Source organism: Chengkuizengella sediminis (genome assembly GCF_010078385.1).
In the GTDB taxonomy this organism is placed as follows: Bacteria; Bacillota; Bacilli; order Paenibacillales; family KCTC-33759; genus Chengkuizengella; species Chengkuizengella sediminis.
Map to the genome: position 1 here is coordinate 166,271 of NZ_SIJC01000001.1, position 14,761 is coordinate 181,031.

Consider the following 14,761-nt stretch of genomic DNA (forward strand, 5'->3'; position numbering starts at 1 on the left):
GTATTACTTATCAGATGCTCTTATCAATTGACTTACCTCTATAACAAGAGTGGTGAAAGAATGGATATACAAAATTTATTTTCAATTGTTTTAAACTTTTCTATCATAGGGAGTATTATAGCAATAGTCATTCTTTGTATAAAAAGAACCCTAAATGATAAACTTTCTGCACATTGGCACTATTACATTTGGCTTCTGTTGATCATAAGACTTATGATTCCATATCATTTTGAAAGTTCATTGAGTATATCTATCTTGCTTCCTTCTATTACAGATACTTTAAACGAATCTATTCAAATTCAGGATAATGATCAAACAACCTTAACTACCTTAAATAAACAAATCATCAAGGTCAATGCTGTGGGTTCAACCTTAAATGAACCTAATGAATCTCAGCTTAGTGGTGAAGCATTGACTCATTTAAATAAAGAATTAAGTACAGTAGTTGGAGAAGGTCATAATGATAAATTACAGACAGAAGTTACCAACTCCTACCTTACTCTTAATTCATTAGGTATTGTATGGTTTGCCGGTGTCTTGATCGTTTTTCTATTCTTTTTGATGGTGAATTTCCAATATAACTGGAGGTTATCCAAACAAACAAAGTGTAGGCACGAAGATATATTAGCGCTTTTAGAAGAATGCAAAACAAAATTAAATGTACGTTCCAATATACAATTGGTCTATGATAACAAGGTAGAGACACCGTCCATTGTAGGATTTTTTATACCTAAAATTGTGATTTCTAAGAAATTATTTCAAAGCTTATCAAGAAACGAACAGAAATATGTGCTAATGCATGAATTAACACATTTCAAGAAAAATGATATCCTCATTCATTGGATGAGCATGATTGTTCAAGCTATTCACTGGTTTAATCCAATCATTTGGTACAGCTTTTACAAAATGCGTAAAGATTGCGAGTTATCCTGTGATGCCTCCGTTTTATCACATTTAAAACAAGACGAACATTTAGCGTACGGAAATACACTTCTCAGTGTATTAAGTAAAGTATCAAAACCAACCCTCATTCCTCGATCCATAGGAATGTCCGCTGGTCTATCAGATATGAAATCAAGAATAGAGAGGATTCTTATGTTTAAAAAACAATCGTGGAAATGGATACTTCTTTCAAGTGTAATCACTTTAGGAATTATCATTACAGGATTTACCGTATTTGAGATGTCTAATGAAGATGAAGCAGAAGTTGAGTCTATAGAAATTAATCAAGAAAATATCCAGAAATATATTGATATTAATATGACTCAAAACAGAATCGTTGAATTAATAGGTAGACCAAATGATAGTAGTCAAGGCTCTAATAATATAAAAAAAGGTGTTTGGAGATATGATGTAAAAAGTGAAGGATATAAGAGAAAACCAGGTACTGTAGATGAAATTGATTATGAAGGACTTGAAATTGGAGATATGCAGATTCAATTATTTTTATATTGGAATCATAATGGTACTATCGAAAAGGTTGTCTCTTATTTTCATGAGAATGGTAACGTAATGAATTATGAACTTCTTGATGAAGTCACTATAAGTGAATCGAATGAGGATTTCATAGCTGGCGATCTTGGGATTAACACATTTGATGAAGTAAATAACATCATAAATGCTATTAAAAAGCCTGAATTATTATCTAAAGATCTGTTAGAAAGCGGGGATCAAGACAAAATTATACAGTGGTTTATAGATTTACAAAGCTGGGAAATAGAAATCATAGGAGAATCTACACCAAAATTTTATACAGAAAAAAAAGCGTATAACAAAATCAAACATGTTATAAATCAATATTACAGTGATCATAATAACCGTATATTATTCTATGACAGTCATTTAGGTGAGGATAAGAATTCTAATTATTATAAACCTTGTGAATGTGATGTAGGATTAGTAACTAATAACCTTGAAATTGTCTATAATTCAAATACAGAAGACATAAAATTTGAATTAAGTCAAGATCCCTTTATTTATGAGGTGAAAATTAGTTTACCTTCCTATGATATAAGCGAATATTATAATAGAGAGTTAAAAGATGTAGAATTTACCTATATCATTGATAAATCAGATTATCTAATTAGAAGCAGTAGTGCAACAGCTGACGAATATATTGAAGGAGAACCTATGCGGCTGAATAAAAATCTTATTTATTCTATAGGACCACCTTAAATAAAATTATTGAAGAAAAATCATCTTTATATCAATATAGCATTTGCTTATTAATGGATATAAGCGGTGACTGTAATAGTCACCGCTATGATGATTTAGAATTTCACTTGACATTCATTTTACGTTCAAACCACTCATGCATAGATACACCTGTTTCGTTTATTTCATTCATTATTTTTTCTTTCAATTCCTCATCCATGTAAAAAGTCATCGGAGTCAAACCAGTATCTATTAATATCCCATCATATTTTTCTATCACTTTCCCCTCAACAAGAAACTTTTTAAGCGTATCAATAAAATCAAAGTGTGTCTGAGAATGGACTCCTCGAAGCTCTGATTTTTTTACTTCAACCAATATGTTATCTCCGACTTCAATTTTAATATTGTTAACTCCAACGTGCTTTAGCAATTCAACAATAATATCATAAATCAATGAATCTATAGAGGCTGGTTTTGGGAAATGAAATTTTGCTGTTCCATAAGTTGCGATATTCTTTTTCTGTTCTAAAACAACTTCCCGTTTCCATCCTTCCTCTTCCCCTCTTTCAAGTGAAATCTCTTCTCCGTTTTCAGTAATAAGAAAAGCCTCTACTTTTCTCCCTTTACTATCTATTTTATAAATACGTGCTAGTTGGCCTTCTTTTTTAAAAGGCTGAAACAGAAACAGCCCCTCTTTTTTATGATAAATCACGTCTTTTTTTGCTAGCTCTGGATGTTCCAATTTATACTGCTCTATCATTTCTTTTTTAATGAAAAACGTTCGTTTTCCCTTGTATTCACCCTCATAATACTCCAACTCATTATTCTTGATTAATTTATGTACATAGGTGGTGGAAACGTTTAATATTTTTGCAGCATCTGAAGAAGTCAGATCTTTTTTCTTGTAAAACGCCTTGATCCTCTCCACATCCTGGACTTTAAACTTGTATCCCCCATCCCCTCTATGGGTTTCTCTATTAATAGGCTCCAACCTTTTTTCTGTATTAGTATGCTCCATCAGCTTGTAAACTGAAGTTTTACTAATATTAAACTCTTTTGCTACCTCATTAATATTCATGTATTTTTTCAACTTTAATCACCATCAGCTTTCATTCAATTCCTTCAACTTATATATTCATCTTAATTACGAAAATATTTATAAATTTATATACCATAAAGAAACATTCTTTGATTATACCATATCAATATAACTTTTTAAATTAATATCACATATTTAATAAATGCATAAGTTATATCTAAACTAAACTAATAACCTATTATTTTAGGTTAAATATAAATTAATAATTTAAATATTTATATACCTTTTGATAATTAATTTGATATAATATAATTTAATATTTTATATTTCGTAGGTGATACTTTTGAAAGTAAAGTTAAATGAATTAATGTTTAATAAATTTGATAGTGGTCGTTTTTTAGAAAAAAATATGAAGGAGATGTTTTATCTATTATTAAATGAGGAAGGGTATCCATCGATTTATCGAAAATTCTCGCAAAATGAGGATGAGGATGGGAATTACGATTACAGACATTTAAGTAACTTTGAAATGATCTATGTATATATACATATGAGAGGAAAAAACAGAAAAGAAAAGTCTAAAAAAGAGTATATTAGAGAATTACTACAATTTTTAAAAGTGATTAAGCAATATGAAGTAGAAGACATCCGTCAGTTAAGTCGTAGAAATGTGGAAGGATATCAACTACATATCGAAAAAATGTACGATAAAAGTAGTACGATTACAAAAAAACTAAACATTGTAAAGAGTTTTTTAAAATGGTGTTATCAAGAAAAATATACAAAAAAGGATTTAAGCAGAGGATTTTATTCAGTAAGAGTAAATAAAACAGAAGTTGTTGAAAGGGATATATCCGTAGAACAAATGAAGCAAACAATTCAATATTATGAAAATAACCCAAAAGTAAAATCAATTATTATGCTGCTTGCAACTAGCGGTTTACGTCTAGCAGAGATCATTACACCAAGTTGGTCGGATTTATATTACGATTCAAAGCGGAAAAAGCACTATTTAAAAACGATCACAAAAAGAGATAAAGTTCGCCATGCATTAATAAAGGATTATGTTTTAGAAGAGTTACTAGAATATAGAAGTAGGATTGGTTTAGATGTGGAATTGAATCCAAAAGATGACTCCCCCTTCTATCCGAATCGTCATGGTAAAAGATATTCTTTATCAAGTTTATCTACAACTCTATCAAAACAATTGGCTGATGCTGGTTTAAAAACGGTTCAAGGTGAAAGAGTCACTCCCCATTTTCTAAGACATTTTTTTGCAAGAACTGCTTATGCTAATGGGGCTCCTTTAGATCATATCTCAGATACGTTAGATCATAGTGATCCTAGAATTACAAAACAAAACTATTTGTATAGAGAATTGAAAAAAGAACATGATGTGAGTGAGTTTGTGGATTTGGAAATATAGTCATAGTTTAAAGGAGGTCTAATATTTTGAAAATCAAAGTCATGACATTTAACATTCATCACTGCAAAGGAATGGATAAAAAAGTAGATCTTTACAGGATAGCTAATGTAATTGAAAATAGCAAAGCAGACGTTATTGGTCTTAATGAAGTGGATAAACATTTTTCAAATCGAAGCTTAAATAAAAATCAAATACACTGGCTTGCACAACAATTAAAGTTAGATTATGCTTTTATTCCTTCCATTTCTATCAATTCCAAAAAATCAAAATCTGCACGTCAATATGGAAACGCTCTTCTTTCAAGATTCCCTATTATAACTAAAAAGTTCCATTCTTTTAATTTTGTACCTGGACTAGTTGAAAAAAGATCTCTACTTAATACAACCATTCAAATTGAGGGGAAATTACTTCAATTCTTGGTAACACACTTAAGTCTTAATCGTTATTTTCATAAGAAACAAACTAATTATATTTCAAATCTAATTCATAATACTAAACTCCCTGTTATACTCATGGGGGATTGGAATATGAAACCAGAATCACAAGCATGGTACAAATTAACCAATCATGTGCAGGATGCTTGGCTTGTTGCAGGAAAAGGATCAGGATACACTTATCCATCCATTCGTCCGAGATCGAGGTTGGATTACATATTCATAAGTCCAGAACTAAAGATAATAGAAACAGAAGTAAAAACAAGTTTAGCAATAGCTTCTGATCATTTGCCCTTAACAGCCACAATAATGAGGTATAAAAATGCCCAGGTTTAAAACGGAATTTCAAAGTACTAAAAGAAATATTGTTTGAATATAAAAAATATATTGAAACTAAAAACATAGTAAACGTATAAATATAAAAGTGAATGACCATATCAAAGAAAAATTGGAGGAGAATTATGAAAGCAATTGTATATCAGAAATATGGTTCGCCTGATGTTCTTGAATTAAAAGAGATGGCCAAACCCATTCCAAATGACAATGAAGTTCTAATAAAAGTATATGCGAGAACAGTATCTTCAGGAGACGCGAGAATGCGAAATGGTACCAGAGCAACCTTGCCTCTCTGGCCCATCTCAAAAATAGCTATAGGTCTCAGAAAACCAAAGAAAACATTATTAGGTATGGATCTAGCAGGAGAAATTGAATCAGTAGGTAAAAATGTAAAACGGTTTAGGAAAGGTGACCAAGTTTATGGATTTTGTGGAAAAGGTACTTATTCTGAGTACGTATGTTTATCAGAAGAGGGTCCGATTGTAATAAAACCGTCAAATATGACCTATGAGGAAGCCGCATCCGTTCCTTTTGGAGCAGCATCTGCTTTGTATTTCCTTAGAAAAGGAAATATTAAGAGTGGTCAAAAAGTCCTTATCTATGGTGCTTCTGGAAGTTTAGGTACTTTTGCAGTTCAGCTTGCCAAGTACTTTGGGGCAGAAGTTACCGGAGTATGCAGTACTACGAATTTAGAATTGGTGAAATCTTTGGGAGCCGATAAGGTCATTGATTACACGAAAGAGGATTTTACCAAAAACGGTCAAACCTATGATATTATTTTTGACACAGTAGACAAGACGTTGTTTTCACGTTGTAAAAGCTCGCTTAAGCAAAAAGGAGTTTATGTATTAGCTGTTATTCATTTTCCACAGATTGTTCAAATGCTTTATACTTCAATGATAGGCAGCAAAAAAGTAAAAAGTGGTATAACACCAGGTAGGACTGAAGAATTAAATTTCCTCAAAGAGCTTATTGAGGCGGAAAAGTTAAAATCTGTCATTGATAGACAGTATCGATTAGAACAAACAGCCGAAGCTCACGGTTATGTCGAAAAAGGACATAAAAAGGGAAATGTAGTTATAACTTTGTGAAAACAAATCCTTTATCCCACTATTAACTCCTACCTTTACTAACCGCGAAGCGCGTAACAGATGATATTAATGTAATTTATATATAAGAAACTTATATATAGTCAGTTAGATGAACGGGAAAATGTGAGAATAAAGCATCCAACTATTATGTTAGCAAAATATTTGATTGTGATGAAACGATGGTATAATGAAAAGACAATCTATTATAGAATTAGCTTTGTTGAAAGGAGTAGTTTTCATGGCAATACATACAGAAATATTTATAAATTCTGATATTGAACTAGTTTGGAAGGCTTGGACAGAATCTGATAGAATCACAAAATGGTTTGCACCAGCAGCAGAAATACAATTAAAGGACAATGGAAAATACGAACTCTACTTTGATCCAACGAACAAAAACAGCATGAGCACGATTGGATGCAAAATACTAAATTTTGAAAAACCTAGTTTTTTAGAGTTTCAATGGAAAGGTCCAGACGAATTCAATGATGTGATGAATGATGAAACAGCACTTACCATGGTTAAAACCTCTTTCATACCCTATGAAAATGGTACAAAACTAATTCTAGACCATACGGGTTGGAATGACACAGATGTTTGGATTAAAGCTAAAGAGTGGCATATCAAAGCATGGGAGCAAGCATTGAGCAGTCTAAAGTCTAATATAGAGTCTGGAGAAGGCATTTTGTGTTGTCAATAATGCTAAAAAATTTAGAAAGCCGTTATCCCTATTTCAAGGAATTACGGCTTTTTAATCATTCTTGTTCTTCTCATAAGTCCACGATCTAGGATCGAATTAACTCGTCCAAGTCCCTTTAATTATACCAACAATATACCATTCTCCATTGTATTCTTCAAAAACTAATCTTAAGCTTTGCCAGTCCATTCCCACAAATTGAGGATCAAACCCTGAAAAATAAAATTCCACGATATTTGCATTAGGGTAAACTGTAAATTGATTTTGAATCATATTTCCAGTTCCTAATATTTGATTGTAGCTAACTTGCTCTGGGTTGGCAAAATCAGCACTATAAACAAAAGCATTATAATAATCAGCAGGAGTTAATTGTATCGGATCACCAGAACCATCATAATTTCCCCAAGTGTATACATTGTTATCTGTCATAAAACCAAGTATTTGATTAGAGGTAAACACTAAATCACTATTAACATTAACATAAAGGTAAGGGGAAAATCTTAAACCACTATTGGGATGTATAAATGAAGACAATTGTGACATATCTTCCGCTTCTAGTAACAATATGATTTCATTTGCCTTATTTAATATTAAATCTTCTTCACTAATTTGAGATGAATCTTGTGAAGAATCGCCTTCCTTTTCTATGTTTAATATTTGATCTTTTAAATCTTCATTTTCATCTTGTAACTTCTTATTATCAGCTTCTAATTGATTATTAACTTTTTTTAACTGCTCCAAATTCTGTAATATAGTTGAATTCTCTTCTTTAAGCAAGTCTATTTCATTGCTAATTTGATCTAATTGATTTACTAGCTTCATGTTTTCCTCTTTAATCTGCACCAACTCTTCTTCCAAGTTTAAATTACTATGATTGCAAGCTGTTAAGAAGAAAAGTAATAAAACCACGCATGTTAATCTCATACTTTTATCTCCTTTCTAACCGAGAAAAAAATTAATGTTCTTTTCTGTAATTCTAAATTGGATGTGATATTGTATACTTGGATTATATGTTTAATTCATCAATGAGGTGATCAATCAATGGAAACAAAACCGCTCATATATATGAGACCAAAACTTCGTTCTTCTATTCGTATATGGTTAGGTTCTAAATTTTATACATATAAAAGGTATTTAGATTGGGTTAAAAGAAGTACAAAATTTGCTTGTCAATATAATCATGCTCTCTTACCATTTACCGTTTTCAATCACAAAACCCCCACATTAAGGAAACTTAAAGATGTTGATATGTGGATGCAGCATAACAAGGTTATAAATTTAAAAATAGCATTAAAAAAGCTGAATAAAATTGCTATTAAACCAGGTGAAACGTTCTCTTATTGGAAACTAATCGGAAAAATAACGAAACAAAAAGGTTATGTAGATGGTATGGTTTTACACTACGGAAAATTCCAGATAGGTACAGGTGGTGGTTTATGTCAGCTCTCTAATTTAATATACTGGATTACACTTCATACTCCATTAGTTGTAACAGAACGTCATCGACACAGCTATGACGTATTCCCTGATGCAAAAAGAACACAACCTTTTGGTAGTGGGGCTACTTGTTCTTATAATTATTTAGACCTGCAAATCTACAACCCTACTGACCACCCCTATCAACTTTACCTTAGTATAGAAAAAGATCATCTATTTGGAGAATGGAGAACAACTAAACAACCCATTCATAAATATGAAGTATACGAAAAAGACCATTCTATAACACAGGAATACTGGGGAGATTATGTACGACACAACCTAATCCATCGTAAAGTATTTAATTTAGATAACGAATATATTGATGATCAGTATTTAACTGAGAATCATGCGATCATGATGTATCAACCTTTATTAAAATGATACCTAAACATATAGTTTCATGAATGTATACCAGAAAAAGTGAAGAAATAACTGAATGATCATTGTACTTGAATATAAATAAAAGCATTATACCCTATCTACCAAGGATATAATGCTTTTTTAATTATTCACTACAATTTGAAGGCGGTGGTGCAACCTCTGAATCTAGGTTGATTTTTTCCGAGACGGTATCTCTAACTACTGATACAACTAATTGAAGTAAATAGTTGATATCACTCTGTGTTTGTTGAAACTGTTGCACAATTGGTAAATTATCTAACTCATCTTGCAGATCTGTTTGCTCTGTTTCTATCTTTTTAACCATTTCAGGATTTTCAAACGATTCAAAAGCAACAACTTCCTTTTGCTTTTTCTTAATATCACTAATCATATTTTGGATTTTTTCACTGCTGTTTATTTTTTTCTCTGCTTCTCTATACATTCTTACTTCGTCTGTTGTTGAAATTAAACTAGCTAATTCCTTCGCTTTTTTTAATATATCATCTCTTACAACCAATTCAGTAATGGTGTATTCTGGCATGCCATGTTCATTAACACGTTGTTTTGCCTCTGACAAAGTCTTCACGCTCCTACCATTTTATATTAACTATATTGTTGTGTAACCAAACTATACAGCTTCATGTACTATGATGTTTCCACTAACAAACCAAGTTGTTGTTTTATTTATTTTAACATGGACGAATTGACCAATTAAATCCTCTGTACCCTCGAAGTGGACCAATTTATTTGTACGTGTTCTACCACTTAGAACTTTTGCATTGTTTTTACTTATACCTTCTACAAGTACTTCAACTGTTTGCCCCTGTAATTTTGCATTTTGTTTATAACTTGACTCTGCTACTGCTTCATTTAGACGCTGCAGTCGCTGTTTTTTGACTTCTTCAGGTACATCGTCTTTCATTTTAGCAGCAGGTGTACCTTCTCTAGCTGAATAAATATAGGTATAAGCAAAATCATACCCAACTTCTTTAACTAGAGAAACTGTATCTTCAAATTGCTCTTCTGTTTCTCCAGGGAAGCCAACAATAAAATCTGAAGTTAAAACAACATCAGGAATTGCTTTTCTAATTTTAGAGACGAGCTCCATATAATGTTCACGAGAATATTTACGACTCATGATTTTCAACATTTCTGTATTTCCAGATTGAACAGGTAAGTGAATATGTTCTACTAAATTACCCTTTTTAGCCAATACTTCTATCAAATGATCATCAAAATCTCGTGGGTGAGAAGTTGTAAATCTAACTCTTGGAATATCTATTTTATGAATATCATCCATTAGATCACCAAAACGATAATTTATATCTTCAAAATCCTTACCATACGCATTGACATTTTGACCTAATAACGTAATTTCTTTAAATCCTTGGCGAGCTAAATCTCGTACTTCTGCTATGACATCTTCTGGTCTTCGACTTCTCTCTTTTCCTCTAGTATAGGGAACGATACAATACGTGCAAAACTTATCACAGCCGTACATAATATTAACCCAAGCTCTCATACCTTCCCTCTTTTTAGGAAGGTTTTCAATGATATCGCCTTCTTTAGACCAAACTTCAACAACCATCTCTTTATTGAAATAACAATCTTTTATTAAATGAGGTAAACGATGAATATTGTGTGTTCCAAATATTAAATCTACAAAATTATGTTTTTGTAAAATTCTATTTATTACGTTTTCTTCCTGTGACATACATCCACAGACCCCTAAAATAAGGGACGGGTTTTCCTTTTTAAGATGTTTTAAACTACCTAACTGTCCAAAAACCTTTTCCTCAGCATTTTCACGAATAGCACACGTATTAAGAAGAATAATATCAGCATTAGAAGCTTCTTCTGTTGCTTCATAACCAATTTGCTCTAACATGCCCTTCATTGTTTCTGAATCATGTTCATTCATCTGACAGCCATAAGTTCGAATTAAATATTTTTTTCCTATACCAAAACCTGTCATTTCCTCAGGTATAGAAAAATTATAATGAACCTTTACATCTTCATTTCCTCTTTTTTTAGCGTCGCTTAAAGAAGGAGGATTAAAATATATAGAAAAATCCTTATCGGATTTAACAGACATGTTACAACACCCTTTCACTAAAAATAAACATTCTTCTTATTATAACATCTGCAGAAACTTTTTTAAAGAATACTCGACTATTAGCGAGCCTCCATGGCGATAACAGACGGTTGTTGCCAGTTCAAGGATGCTTGTTAAAGAACATAGTCCATTCTATTAGTCAATAATTTCAGCAGTATCACAATTATTTATGCCAGCTGCGTTTGCTTCATCCGTATCAATGTGCATATCTAGCGCATAATCATCAGATATTCTAGCAATGACATCTTCAAATATTAAAGGACGTTCTCCACTTACTCTCACTTTCAATAATTGTTTGTTTTGAATTCCCCATTTTTCAGCATCACTTGTATGAAAATGAATATGACGTGCGGCAATAATAACTCCTTTATCTAGTCGTACCTCTCCTGCAGGTCCAATAACTTTTATGCCTGGTGAACCCTCTATATCCCCAGACTCACGTACTGGAGATTGTACACCTAAATAAAAAGAATCTGTTTTAGAGATTTCTAATTGACTTTCTCTTCTGGCAGGACCTAATATTCGAACTTTCTCAAAGGAGTTCTTAGGACCTTCTACTTTGACTGTTTCATTTGCTGCATATTGACCAGGTTGTGATAAATCTTTTAGTATAGTTAGTTCATTTTCTTTCCCAAATAAAATTGCGATATGCTCTTGAGATAAATGGATATGACGTGCGGATACTCCAACTGGAACTTGTTTCATGGTAGTTTCTTCCTTCCTATTTCAAAATAATTTATATTTATATTATATCCAAAAATAAAATCTGCTTTTTGATACAAAAATCCAAATAACAATCCATTGCCATTGGAAAAATACCGTCAATTTTTAATTATACAAAAAAGCATATGGTTTACACCATATGCTTCACAAAAGTTCAAACAATTATCTAAATTCAGCCACTAATTGGTCAAATTCTTCTTCTGATAAGTTTAAATCCTGTTTATTTAACCCTTCTTCTTTAAAACCTGCTACATGATTTTCGTAACTTGTTCTGGTTTTATCTTGATAGATAATACCTGTTAACATACCATTGTTTTCCATCAACTTAGACATAGCCATGATTCTATCGGAAGAATCATAATTTTCAATATCTTCAACACTTACGATATTTTCTTTAAACCAATCATATGTGTTAATTTTATTAAATGTAACACAAGGGCTAAATACATTAATAAAGGAAAAACCATCATGTTTAATTCCCTCTTCAATAATGTTTGTCATTTCTTTTAAATTACTTGAAAAGGATTGAGCTACGAAAGTTGCACCAGATGATAAAGCTAACTCTAATGGTGGTAAAGCAGCTTCCTTAGAACCTTCTGGAGTACTCTTAGTTTTAAAACCAAAAGCACTTCGTGGTGAAGTTTGACCTTTCGTAAGACCGTAAATTTGATTGTCCATGATAATATATGTGATGTTCATATTTCTACGAATAGCATGAACAGTATGTCCAGTACCTATTGCAAGACCATCGCCATCTCCACCTGCTGCAATGACTGTTAATTCACGATTAGCCATTTTTAACCCTTGAGCAATTGGAAGAGAACGTCCATGAATTCCATGAAGTCCATTTGCATTGATATAACCAGATATTCTTCCAGAACAACCTATACCTGATACGACTGCTAAATCATCAGGTTCTAATCCTGTGTTAGCTGCCGCTCTTTGAATTGCAGCTTGTACAGAAAAATCTCCACACCCAGGACACCAATTAGGTTTGATTTTATTTCTAAATTCCTTAAATGTAGCCATTTATTTCAACTCCTTACAAGTTTCATGAATATCAGAAGGTAAAAATGGGTTCCCATCATACTTAAGATGGTTCTCAATTTTATCAGCATATCCAACATGTAGTTTAATTAAAGAAGCCAATTGACCAGTCGCATTATTTTCAACTACTACGACTTTTTTAGCTTTCTCAATATATGGTTTCATTTCTGATGCTGGGAAAGGATGCATTAAACGCACAGTGACGTGGTTTGTTGAAATCCCGTCCTTATCCAATCTAGTTCTTGCTTCATCTATGGTTCCACCTGTTGATCCCATACCGATAATTAGTAAATCCGGAGTTTCATGTGGAGCATCTACTAATATTGGATTAGTGACTTGAATGTTATTCAATTTTCTCAAACGTTTATCCATCATTTTTTGACGATTATCAGCCGCTTCAGATGGACGTCCCTCTTCATCATGTTCAACACCTGTCACATGATATATTCCATTTTTAGTTCCTGGAATGGCACGTGGTGAAATTCCATCTTCAGTAATTTCATAACGTTTAAATAACTTTCCGTCTTCACGAGACTCAATTTCACTTACAATTTTACCTCGATCAATTTCAATGTTTTCAAAGTCTAAATTCTCAGCAGTTTGTTTACCAAGAGATAGTTGTAAATCAGTTACAATAATAACAGGACATTGATAAATTTCAGCTAAATTAAAAGCCTCCACAGTATCATAAAAACATTCTTCAATCGTGCTAGGTGCAAGTACAATTTTCGGAATTTCACCGTGCGTACCGTAAATAATCGCATTCAAATCACTTTGCTCTTGTTTTGTAGGCAATCCAGTACTTGGACCACCACGTTGTGTATCAACAATAACAACAGGTGTTTCAGTCATTCCTGCTAAACCGATCCCTTCCATCATTAATGAAAGCCCTGGTCCTGCAGATGCTGTTAAAGCACGTACACCACCATAGTTTGCACCAATGGCCATCGTAATTGCTGCGATTTCATCTTCAGTTTGAATGACAGTTCCATTATATTTAGGTAATCTTTTTGTTAAATATTCCATAACTTCTGAAGCAGGTGTTATTGGATAGGCTGGCATAAATCTACATCCTGCAACCAAAGCTCCTAATCCAATGGCATCATTACCAATCATAAACAAACGTCTCTGTCCATCGGCTGGTTCAATTTGCAATTCAGGTAATGGACCACCAGTTTCATCTGTAATAAAATCAGCACCTCTGGAAACCGCTTCAATATTTTTTTCTACAATAGCTGCTCCCTTACGTCCAAATTCCTCACTAATTACTTCTTTTATTATATCAATAGGCAAATCAAGCAACGCTGCAGATGCACCAGTTGCCACCATGTTTTTCATTAAGGATGTACCGAGTTCTTCAGCAATTCCTGTAAAGGGTACTGCAAACAATCTTGCTTTGATTCCTTCAGGAACTTTTGGTGAAAACTTTGCGTCTGCAACAATAACTCCACCATCACAAAGCTCATGAGCATTTAAATCTATAGTTTCTTGATCAAATGCAACTAAAATATCTAAATCATCTGAAATAGATCGAATTGGTTGTTTACTAATTCTTATTTTATTGTTAGTATGTCCACCTTTAATACGGGAAGAAAAATGTCGATACCCATATAAATAATAACCAAGACGATTTAATGCTGTTGAAAAAATTCGGTCTGTACTTTCTAGACCTTCCCCTTGTTGTCCACCAATCTTCCATGACAATTGACTAATCACTTAATGCAACTCCTTTAACGATTCATTCCATTAATATTTTTATATAATTTTCAAAAAAACTTCACAAATATTTTAAAATTAGTTTCAATAGTTATGTTATGATTTCGAGATACAAAAAGCAA

The 14,761-nt window shown here is 32.4% G+C and carries 13 protein-coding genes; 6 read left to right on the forward strand and 7 right to left on the reverse strand.

All coding sequences use genetic code 11. The annotated features are described in order from the left end of the window. Positions 1 to 60: 60 nt before the first annotated feature. Complete coding sequence (locus tag EPK97_RS00795; RefSeq protein ID WP_162034693.1) at positions 61 to 2,175, forward strand: M56 family metallopeptidase; 2,115 nt, start codon at positions 61 to 63, stop codon at positions 2,173 to 2,175. Between the two features lie 103 nt (positions 2,176 to 2,278). On the opposite strand, the gene EPK97_RS00800 is transcribed toward EPK97_RS00795, so the two are convergent. Further along, positions 2,279 to 3,244, reverse strand: coding sequence for a helix-turn-helix domain-containing protein (locus EPK97_RS00800; RefSeq protein WP_162034694.1), 966 nt, complete (start codon positions 3,242 to 3,244; stop codon positions 2,279 to 2,281). Positions 3,245 to 3,536: 292 nt separating this feature from the next. Here EPK97_RS00800 and EPK97_RS00805 point away from each other — a divergent pair, with 292 nt between their 5' ends. The 4 genes from EPK97_RS00805 to EPK97_RS00820 all read left to right on the forward strand — a co-directional run bounded on the left by EPK97_RS00805 (position 3,537) and on the right by EPK97_RS00820 (position 7,180). Then, positions 3,537 to 4,619, forward strand: a complete 1,083-nt coding sequence (locus tag EPK97_RS00805) for a tyrosine-type recombinase/integrase (RefSeq protein WP_162034695.1) — start codon at positions 3,537 to 3,539, stop codon at positions 4,617 to 4,619. Positions 4,620 to 4,645: 26 nt separating this feature from the next. Beyond that, positions 4,646 to 5,389 (forward strand): endonuclease/exonuclease/phosphatase family protein, encoded by a 744-nt coding sequence (locus EPK97_RS00810; RefSeq protein ID WP_162034696.1) that lies wholly within the window; start codon positions 4,646 to 4,648, stop codon positions 5,387 to 5,389. Between the two features lie 125 nt (positions 5,390 to 5,514). Further along, complete coding sequence (locus tag EPK97_RS00815) at positions 5,515 to 6,480, forward strand: NAD(P)-dependent alcohol dehydrogenase (RefSeq protein WP_162034697.1); 966 nt, start codon at positions 5,515 to 5,517, stop codon at positions 6,478 to 6,480. Between the two features lie 238 nt (positions 6,481 to 6,718). Further along, on the forward strand, positions 6,719 to 7,180 hold the full coding sequence (locus tag EPK97_RS00820; RefSeq protein ID WP_162034698.1) for an SRPBCC family protein: 462 nt from the start codon (positions 6,719 to 6,721) through the stop codon (positions 7,178 to 7,180). Between the two features lie 96 nt (positions 7,181 to 7,276). Here the strand turns inward: EPK97_RS00820 and EPK97_RS00825 are convergent, their stop codons facing one another. Further along, a complete protein-coding gene (locus EPK97_RS00825; protein ID WP_162034699.1) occupies positions 7,277 to 8,101 on the reverse strand; it encodes a DUF3450 domain-containing protein in 825 nt (274 codons plus the stop codon). A gap of 117 nt (positions 8,102 to 8,218) precedes the next feature. On the opposite strand from EPK97_RS00825, the gene EPK97_RS00830 reads away from it, so the two are divergent. Next, positions 8,219 to 9,037 (forward strand): VanW family protein, encoded by an 819-nt coding sequence (locus EPK97_RS00830; RefSeq protein WP_240903653.1) that lies wholly within the window; start codon positions 8,219 to 8,221, stop codon positions 9,035 to 9,037. Between the two features lie 124 nt (positions 9,038 to 9,161). Here the strand turns inward: EPK97_RS00830 and EPK97_RS00835 are convergent, their stop codons facing one another. The 5 genes from EPK97_RS00835 to EPK97_RS00855 all read right to left on the reverse strand — a co-directional run bounded on the left by EPK97_RS00835 (position 9,162) and on the right by EPK97_RS00855 (position 14,639). Continuing rightward, positions 9,162 to 9,614: a YlbF/YmcA family competence regulator gene (locus EPK97_RS00835; protein WP_420826761.1), complete on the reverse strand. Its 453-nt coding sequence runs from the start codon at positions 9,612 to 9,614 to the stop codon at positions 9,162 to 9,164. Positions 9,615 to 9,665: 51 nt separating this feature from the next. Then, the gene (gene miaB, locus EPK97_RS00840) at positions 9,666 to 11,132 is read right to left on the reverse strand and encodes a tRNA (N6-isopentenyl adenosine(37)-C2)-methylthiotransferase MiaB (RefSeq protein WP_162034700.1); all 1,467 of its coding nucleotides are present in this window, start codon (positions 11,130 to 11,132) and stop codon (positions 9,666 to 9,668) included. Positions 11,133 to 11,288: 156 nt separating this feature from the next. After that, entirely contained in the window at positions 11,289 to 11,858 is a 570-nt protein-coding gene (locus EPK97_RS00845; protein ID WP_162034701.1) for a phosphate propanoyltransferase, read from the reverse strand. A gap of 180 nt (positions 11,859 to 12,038) precedes the next feature. Further along, positions 12,039 to 12,905, reverse strand: a complete 867-nt coding sequence (locus EPK97_RS00850; RefSeq protein WP_162034702.1) for a 2-oxoacid:ferredoxin oxidoreductase subunit beta — start codon at positions 12,903 to 12,905, stop codon at positions 12,039 to 12,041. Beyond that, the gene (locus EPK97_RS00855; protein WP_162034703.1) at positions 12,906 to 14,639 is read right to left on the reverse strand and encodes a 2-oxoacid:acceptor oxidoreductase subunit alpha; all 1,734 of its coding nucleotides are present in this window, start codon (positions 14,637 to 14,639) and stop codon (positions 12,906 to 12,908) included. Positions 14,640 to 14,761 lie beyond the last annotated feature (122 nt).